Origin of the sequence: Anaerophaga thermohalophila str. Valhall, assembly GCF_000250735.1 — a bacterium.
Lineage (GTDB): Bacteria > Bacteroidota > Bacteroidia > Bacteroidales > Marinilabiliaceae > Anaerophaga > Anaerophaga thermohalophila_A.
This window is the reverse complement of the sequence record NZ_AHZV01000136.1, coordinates 1-7,150: the sequence shown is the minus strand read 5'-3', so window position 1 is coordinate 7,150 and position 7,150 is coordinate 1. Positions and strand designations below refer to the sequence as shown.

5 protein-coding genes are annotated in these 7,150 nt (G+C 40.6%); 3 read left to right on the top strand and 2 right to left on the bottom strand.

The features are described from left to right. Nucleotides 1-570 precede the first annotated feature (570 nt). The 3 genes from OQ5_RS0107345 (at nucleotide 571) to OQ5_RS0107335 (ending at nucleotide 4,029) form a co-directional block, all read left to right on the top strand. Nucleotides 571-1,446: a nucleoside phosphorylase gene (locus OQ5_RS0107345; protein WP_016776864.1), complete on the top strand. Its 876-nt coding sequence runs from the start codon at nucleotides 571-573 to the stop codon at nucleotides 1,444-1,446. A 12-nt stretch (nucleotides 1,447-1,458) separates the two neighbouring features. Next, complete coding sequence (locus OQ5_RS0107340; RefSeq protein ID WP_016776863.1) at nucleotides 1,459-2,337, top strand: transglutaminase-like domain-containing protein; 879 nt, start codon at nucleotides 1,459-1,461, stop codon at nucleotides 2,335-2,337. Nucleotides 2,338-2,577: 240 nt separating this feature from the next. Beyond that, the gene (locus OQ5_RS0107335) at nucleotides 2,578-4,029 is read left to right on the top strand and encodes an aminoacyl-histidine dipeptidase (RefSeq protein WP_016776862.1); all 1,452 of its coding nucleotides are present in this window, start codon (nucleotides 2,578-2,580) and stop codon (nucleotides 4,027-4,029) included. Nucleotides 4,030-4,337: 308 nt separating this feature from the next. On the opposite strand, the gene OQ5_RS0107330 is transcribed toward OQ5_RS0107335, so the two are convergent. Then, nucleotides 4,338-4,541, bottom strand: a complete 204-nt coding sequence (locus OQ5_RS0107330; RefSeq protein ID WP_016776861.1) for a FeoB-associated Cys-rich membrane protein — start codon at nucleotides 4,539-4,541, stop codon at nucleotides 4,338-4,340. Between the two features lie 42 nt (nucleotides 4,542-4,583). After that, a complete protein-coding gene (gene feoB / locus OQ5_RS0107325; protein ID WP_016776860.1) occupies nucleotides 4,584-7,076 on the bottom strand; it encodes a ferrous iron transport protein B in 2,493 nt (830 codons plus the stop codon). Nucleotides 7,077-7,150 lie beyond the last annotated feature (74 nt).

The window sequence follows — 7,150 nt, the reverse complement described above, 5'->3', positions numbered from 1 at the left end:
TGCAGGTTAAGATGATTCAATAATCTTGGTTCATCACAAATATGCGTATTTCCCAAAGAAATGATTTTCCTTACAATTGTTTCTCTATTGAGAAAAATTATTGTGAAGCAATTAATTGTAAAATGCTACACAATCAGTTCTTTCAAATATTAAAAATTCAGGTATGCATTTTGTGATGAACCATAAAAAATAAAAGTTCCCAAAAGAAAAGCATATGGCTGTCGGGACATTGAGTTTTTTAACCTTAAGATAATAGATATTCATCGATCCAGGTACGCATTTGTAGGATGAACCTAAATTTTATACGGATGAATCATCTTATATCTAAAAATCTCACGATCTGTTGTCATAAGAGGGCTAATAAATTTTATTGTTTTATATTCCAATAATTTTTTCTTAATTTGAATTCAGACGAACAACACAGAGTTTGGCAACAAAGATGCTTTTTAGACCGGGCTCATTATTTTATTCTGAGATACAGAAAGTTATCATCATAAGAATCATCTCAAATCTTATATCTAAAAATTTAAAAACCTATTAAGAGCGGGTCAGTTCTTTAAATCTGGAGTTATGAGAAGAATAGAAGAGTCAGAATTAATAATAAATCCCGACGGGTCAGTTTTTCATTTGCACATAAAACCGGGAGAGCTTGCCAATAATGTTATTTTGGTAGGTGATCCGGGGCGGGTGGAAACCGTTGCCGGATTTTTTGATCAGATAGAATCAGAAACCGAAAACCGGGAATTTGTTTCCCGGACAGGTACTTATAGAAACACAAGATTTACTGTACTTTCTTCAGGAATTGGGACCGATAATATCGACATAGTGCTTAATGAACTGGATGCTTTGGTAAATGTTGATTTTAATACCCGAACGGTTAAGAAAGAACTTAAATCACTGAATATTGTCCGAATCGGGACATCCGGTTCGCTGCAGGAAGACCTTCCTGTTGATAGTTGGTTGTTGAGCGAAAAAGCAATTGGTTTCGACGGTTTATTAAATTTCTATGACGGGGTCGAAAGCATTTCCGACCTTACCTTCGAGAATGAACTGGTTAAAAATATCGGTTGGTCATCCCGCCTGACACGTCCGTACGTTGTTGAAGCAGATAAGGACTTGTTCAACCTTTTAGGCGGGAAAAACGTTCATAAAGGAGTTACCATTTCAGCACCGGGCTTTTATGGACCGCAAGGGCGTGTGGTAAGGCTGGGGCTGCAAAATCCTGACATTAATGAAAAATTGTCCGGCTTTAGTTTCAATGGGCAGGTCATTACCAATTATGAAATGGAATGTTCGGCCATTTACGGATTATCAAAGCTTTTAGGACATAAGGCCTCCACCGTTTGTGCCATTATTGCCAACAGAAAGGCCGGCACCTACAGTAAAAATTACAAGCTGGTGGTGAAAGCATTGATTCAATATGTTTTAGATTGTTTGTCACGTTAACAGGTGTTTTCCATGAGCATGGATCCCGATAAAATAAAGGCACTGATTACATTACTGGATGATCCCAGTGAAGAAATATTCAATACAGTTGAGGATGAGTTGCTTAAAGCCGAGGTTGAAATAGTTCCCGAACTGGAAAAGGTATGGGAGACGCAGCCCGATGGTGTTATGCAACATCGCATCGAAAATATTATCCATTCATTGCAGTTTCGCGATGTAAAAAAACGTTTGAAGGCATGGGCGGCTTTTGATGGAGAAAACCTTCTGGCAGGAGCCTGGCTGATTGCAAAATATCAATATCCGGAACTCACTTTTGAGGAAATCGACCAAAGCATTAATAAAATCCGAAAAGATATTTGGCTTGAATTGAATGAACATCTTACTGCCCTCGAAAAGGTACGAATCATCAATCACATACTTTTCGATGTGCACGGGTTTTCGCGTAACAACAGTAATTTTCTTGCGCCCCAGAACTCTTTTATTTGTGATGTTCTTGATACCAGAAAGGGAAACCCTGTTTCGTTATCGATTATTTATGCTGAAATAGCTCAAAGACTGGGATTGCCTGTTTACGGTGTTAATCTTCCCAAAAATTTTATTCTTGCCTATATGGATGAACCGGAACAGAGTGAACGTATCCGGTTAAAAGAGGATTCGTCGGTACTGTTTTATATAAATCCCATCAATAAAGGGGCTGTTTTGGGACGACGCGAAATAGAGCAGTTCATCAAGCAACAAAAGCTGGAACCCCGTTTTTCTTATTATGAACCCTGTTCTAATATTGAAACGATAAAACGGATTCTTAACAACCTTATTATTGCCTATGAACATGCAGGTCAACTGCTAAAGATCGAAGAGATCAGAGAACTGATGTCGGTACTTGATGAGTGAACAGGGTTTTATTAGACCATTAGATTGTTAGATGTCTATAAAATTCTAACAACTTAACAATCCTAACAACTTAACAATCCTAACAACTTAACAATCCTAACAACTTAACAATCCTAACAGCAGTAACAACTTATTTGTAAGATGAAATGAGCATAACAGGGTTTCCCGCAATAAGAAGAATATGTATAAATTTTACATGTAAATTCCATTAGACCAATAACTTATACTAATTTTATACTGATGAATAAAGCATTTGAAGGACTATATCCGGAAAAACTGTGGGGTTATTTTGATGAAATTTGTGAAATACCCCGACCATCGAAACATGAAGAAAAGATTACTGCCTGGCTGCTTGCTTTCGCAAATCGTGAAGGGTTGGAAGCAAAACAGGATAGAGCCGGAAATGTGCTGATTTCAAAGCCGGCTTCACCGGGAATGGAAGACAAGCCTGCAGTGGTTTTGCAATCGCATGTGGATATGGTGGGAGAAAAAAACAATGATAAGTACCACGATTTTTTTAAAGATCCGATTATTCCCGTGCGCGATGGTAACTGGATAAAAGCTGACGGAACAACGCTTGGTGCTGATGACGGAATCGGGATGGCGGCCCAGCTGGCAATTTTAACTTCCGGTGATGTTTCTCACGGACCCCTGGAGTGCTTATTTACTGTTGATGAGGAGACTGGTTTGACCGGAGCTTTTAATCTCGAAGAAAACTTTTTCGAAGGAAGAACATTAATCAATCTTGACTCGGAGGATGAAGGAGAACTTTTTATCGGGTGTGCAGGTGGTATTGATACATTGGCCCGTTTTAAGCCCGAACTGGAAGACTCTCCCAGGGGTTACACCGCTCTTGATATTAAGGTAACGGGATTGAAAGGTGGTCATTCGGGTGATGACATCCACAAAGGATTGGGTAACGCCAACAAAATACTGGTTCGTTATCTTTGGCAAATGGCCCGTGATTATGGATTGCGACTGGCCCGGTTTGAAGGCGGCAATCTGCGTAACGCTATTGCCCGCGAGGCTTTTGCTACCGCTTTGGTGCCTTCCGGATTTAAAGAGGAAGCCAGGGTTGTTCTTAACTTGCTTTCCAACGATGTTGAGCAGGAATTACGTCATACCGATCCGGGAGTCAAATTTTGGATGGGTTCTACCGAAATGCCCGGAAAAGTTTTTACAGAAACCTTTCAGAAAAAATTTCTCAATGCTTTGTATGCCTGCCCGCATGGTGTGATGGAATGGAGCCGTGAAATAGAAAATCTGGTGGAAACATCCACCAACCTGGCATCGGTTAAAGAAACGAATGGTGAATTGTTGATAACAACCAGTCAGCGAAGCTCGGTGGAGAGTGCAAGGAACGATATTGCCAACATGGTGCGCAGTGTTTTTGATCTTGCCGGGGCCGAAGTTGAACATTCAGACGGCTATCCTGGCTGGGAGCCAAATATGGAATCGCCAGTGCTCGACATTGCTGTATCGACCTATCGGCGTTTGTTCAATAAAAAGCCCGAAGTAAAAGCTATCCATGCCGGTCTTGAATGCGGCCTCTTTTTGCAAAAATATCCCGATATGGATATGATCTCTGTCGGACCGACTATTAAGGGTGCACATTCACCCGACGAACGCCTGCATATCGAAAGCGTTGGTAAGTTTTGGGATCATCTGCTGGAAATGCTCAAAAATATTTAACTCCATAGCTCCCGATCCGTAGTTGAGAATCAATATTTTACAAGATTTTCACCGTAAAATAAATTGACGTAATCTTGCCAAAAAAATTGGAAGTTATGCAAATGCAGTTGCCATTTTCCCCTTCTTCAACCAGGTTGATAAACGCAACTTTAGACGCTTAGCGCATAAAACTAACCAACATGTTGTTTAAGTTTACAGCAATGCCCTTTAGGGGAGTTAGAGGGGTAGTGGTAGGGTAAGCTGTTAGTCTTTAGCTCCTGTTATTTTTCAACCAGATCAAAGCCTGGATAATGCCCGTGTTTAGTAAATCATTTTTCCGGGCGAAAAGTCTCAAATCCCGATGTTTTGCCTTTCTTATTTATGTCTTTGATTAACAAATCTTTTGCGCTGCACGAAGGGCATCCTCCACCACAGGCACGGCCGTTGTCCGAAAAAAACGTTTTCCACATTGAATAAAAGGTGTAAACAAAAGCTCCACTTACCGTAATTCCTGTTAAAATTTCCTGTAACATCACAAATCCTTTCTTTTTTACTCAAACAAAACTCAAAAAAATCTAAAACAGTTGTCCCACCTGGTAAATAATCAGCGAAAGCAGATAAGCCAAACCGGTGGTATAAAAGATGGTAAATACCGCCCATTTCCATGAGCCTGTTTCTTTCCTGATAGCTGCTATCACTGCAACACACGGGAAATAAACCAGTGTGAAAATCAGGAAGGAGATCGCTGATAATGGAGTAAATACAGGTGTTCCATCCGGATATTTATCATTTTTAATTTGTTCTATCAAATGGTTGTTTCCACTGGGTGATGATTCATCTGCCTGATATAGAACAGCCATCGTACTCACAACTATTTCTTTTGCGGCAATGCCGCTCAACAGACTAACGCCCATTTTCCAGTCGAAACCCAAAGGACCGATTGCCGGTTCTATACTTTTGCCAAGCCTGCCGATATAGCTTCCTTCGTGACGAATCTTTTCCTGCAAATGATCCAGTTTTTCCAGTTTTTCTACTTTTTCTTGTTCAATATTTTCTTTCAAATCTGTATCTGAAACTGTTTTCAATTCGTCATACCTTTCAACCAGTTCGCTTTTTTTCTTTTCCAGTGCTATTGTTTCTTCGTTTTGTCTGGGATAGTAGCCAAGAAACCAGATGATGATTGATGCGATCATTATTACCCCACCCATTTTTTTGAGATATTGACTTCCTTTAAACCACATGTGGCGAATCGTGCTTTTGAGGGTTGGAAGTCTGTATGGAGGCAGCTCCATAACAAAAGGCGTATCGCTTTTTTTGAAAAAAAATCGCTTGAAAATACGAGCAACAATTACCGCTATGGCAATACCTGTTCCGTACAAAAGAAAGAGAACGGTTCCGGGATGCTCAGGGAAAAAAGCGCCGATGAATAGAATGTAGACCGGTAAACGTGCACTGCATGACATGAAAGGGTTGATAAGGATGGTTAACAACCGGTTGTTTCTGTCTTCAATGGTACGTGTGGCCATGATGGCCGGTACATTACAGCCAAAACCCATGATCAACGGGATAAATGATTTACCATGCAACCCTATTTTATGCATTATCTTGTCCATGATAAATGCAGCCCGTGCCATGTATCCTGTGTCTTCCATGAACGAAATAAAGAAGAACAGAATCAGGATATTCGGCAGGAATACAATTACACCACCTACACCTCCAATAATACCATCCACAACCAGGTCGGTAAAAGGACCGGGTGCCATTGTGGATGAAGCCCATTGCGAAAGCATGCCAACCCCGGCCTCAATCCAGTTCATTGGATATTCGCCGAGGCGAAATGTCCCCTGGAACATTAACCAGATAAAAAGAAAGAAGAAAGGGAATCCAAACAACTTATGCGTAAGGACTGAGTCGATCAGGTCGGTCCTGCGTCTGCGTTGTTGGGGGTTTTCCCGGTAGGTCTCTTTCATTGCGCCTGCTATAAAACCATAGCGGGCATCGGTAATGATGGTTTCGGTGTCATCATGATATGCCTTTTCGAGCTTGTGAGACTGCCTCTCTGTTTCCTCAAGGATGGGTGCAAACTGAGAAAATGAAGAAAGCTCCTCCCTGAAAACATTATCTTTTTCTAGTAATTTTATAGCAAGGAAGCGTGGCGATACCTTATTCCCTAGATCAGGAAATTCATTTATTTTTTTTTCTATTGCCTTTAACGCTTCTTCAATGGTTTCGCCATAGTAAATTCTTATACGTCTTGCTTCTTCAGTTTTGTCTTCATATACATCTACAACTTTCTGGAATAATTCTTTTATTCCTATCCCTTTCGATCCAATAGTCGGAACAAAGGGAATTCCCAGCATCTTTCCAAGGTGTAAATAATCAAATTTATCGCCGCGTTTTTGAAGATCATCGTACATATTAAGAGCAACAACTGTACGTACGTCCATGTCAATCAGCTGGGTAGTGAGGTAGAGGTTTCTTTCCAGATTGGACGCATCAACAACGTTGATAATAACATCAGGTGTTTCGTTATTTATATGTTCTCTGACGTAAACTTCTTCTGGACTGTATGCTGAAAGGGAATAAGTACCCGGAAGGTCAGAAACCCTTAACGTATAGCCGTTGTGATAGAAATTGCCGGTCTTGACATCTATGGTAACACCGCCGTAATTGCCAACATGTTCATTGGCACCACTGGCCTGATTGAAGATTGTGGTTTTACCACAATTAGGGTTTCCTACCAGTGCTACATTTATGGTTTTTCGTTTTTCTGTCGCTGTCCTTGTCAGGATTTCATCGGGTATGGTTGTGTTGAATGAATTGTGCTCAATGGATATCGCCTCGTCCTTCGATACAACTTCCACCATCCGGGCTTCATTTCTCCGGAGAGAAACTTTGTAATCCATTACTTTATATTCTATAGGGTCTTTTAAGGGCGCATTTTTAATAACTTCAACCTTTTTGCCCCTTATAAAACCCATTTCAATAATGCGCTTACGAAAGGCCCCATATCCCTTTACCTTAACAATTACACCTTCCTGTCCGGTTTTTAATTCTGCAAGATTCATATATGCTGTGAAATCCTTTTAATTAGTGTCTGTCCATAAAGTACCATTTGCGGTGTTACGCTCGCCGCCAAAAT

Bases quoted from the DNA above. Each gene is read 5' to 3' on its own strand.
- OQ5_RS0107345 (WP_016776864.1), top strand. From the start codon at position 571: ATGAGAAGAATAGAAGAGTCAGAATTAATAATAAATCCCGACGGGTCA.
- OQ5_RS0107340 (WP_016776863.1), top strand. From the start codon at position 1,459: ATGAGCATGGATCCCGATAAAATAAAGGCACTGATTACATTACTGGAT.
- OQ5_RS0107335 (WP_016776862.1), top strand. From the start codon at position 2,578: ATGAATAAAGCATTTGAAGGACTATATCCGGAAAAACTGTGGGGTTAT.
- OQ5_RS0107330 (WP_016776861.1), bottom strand. From the start codon at position 4,541: ATGTTACAGGAAATTTTAACAGGAATTACGGTAAGTGGAGCTTTTGTT.
- feoB (WP_016776860.1), bottom strand. From the start codon at position 7,076: ATGAATCTTGCAGAATTAAAAACCGGACAGGAAGGTGTAATTGTTAAG.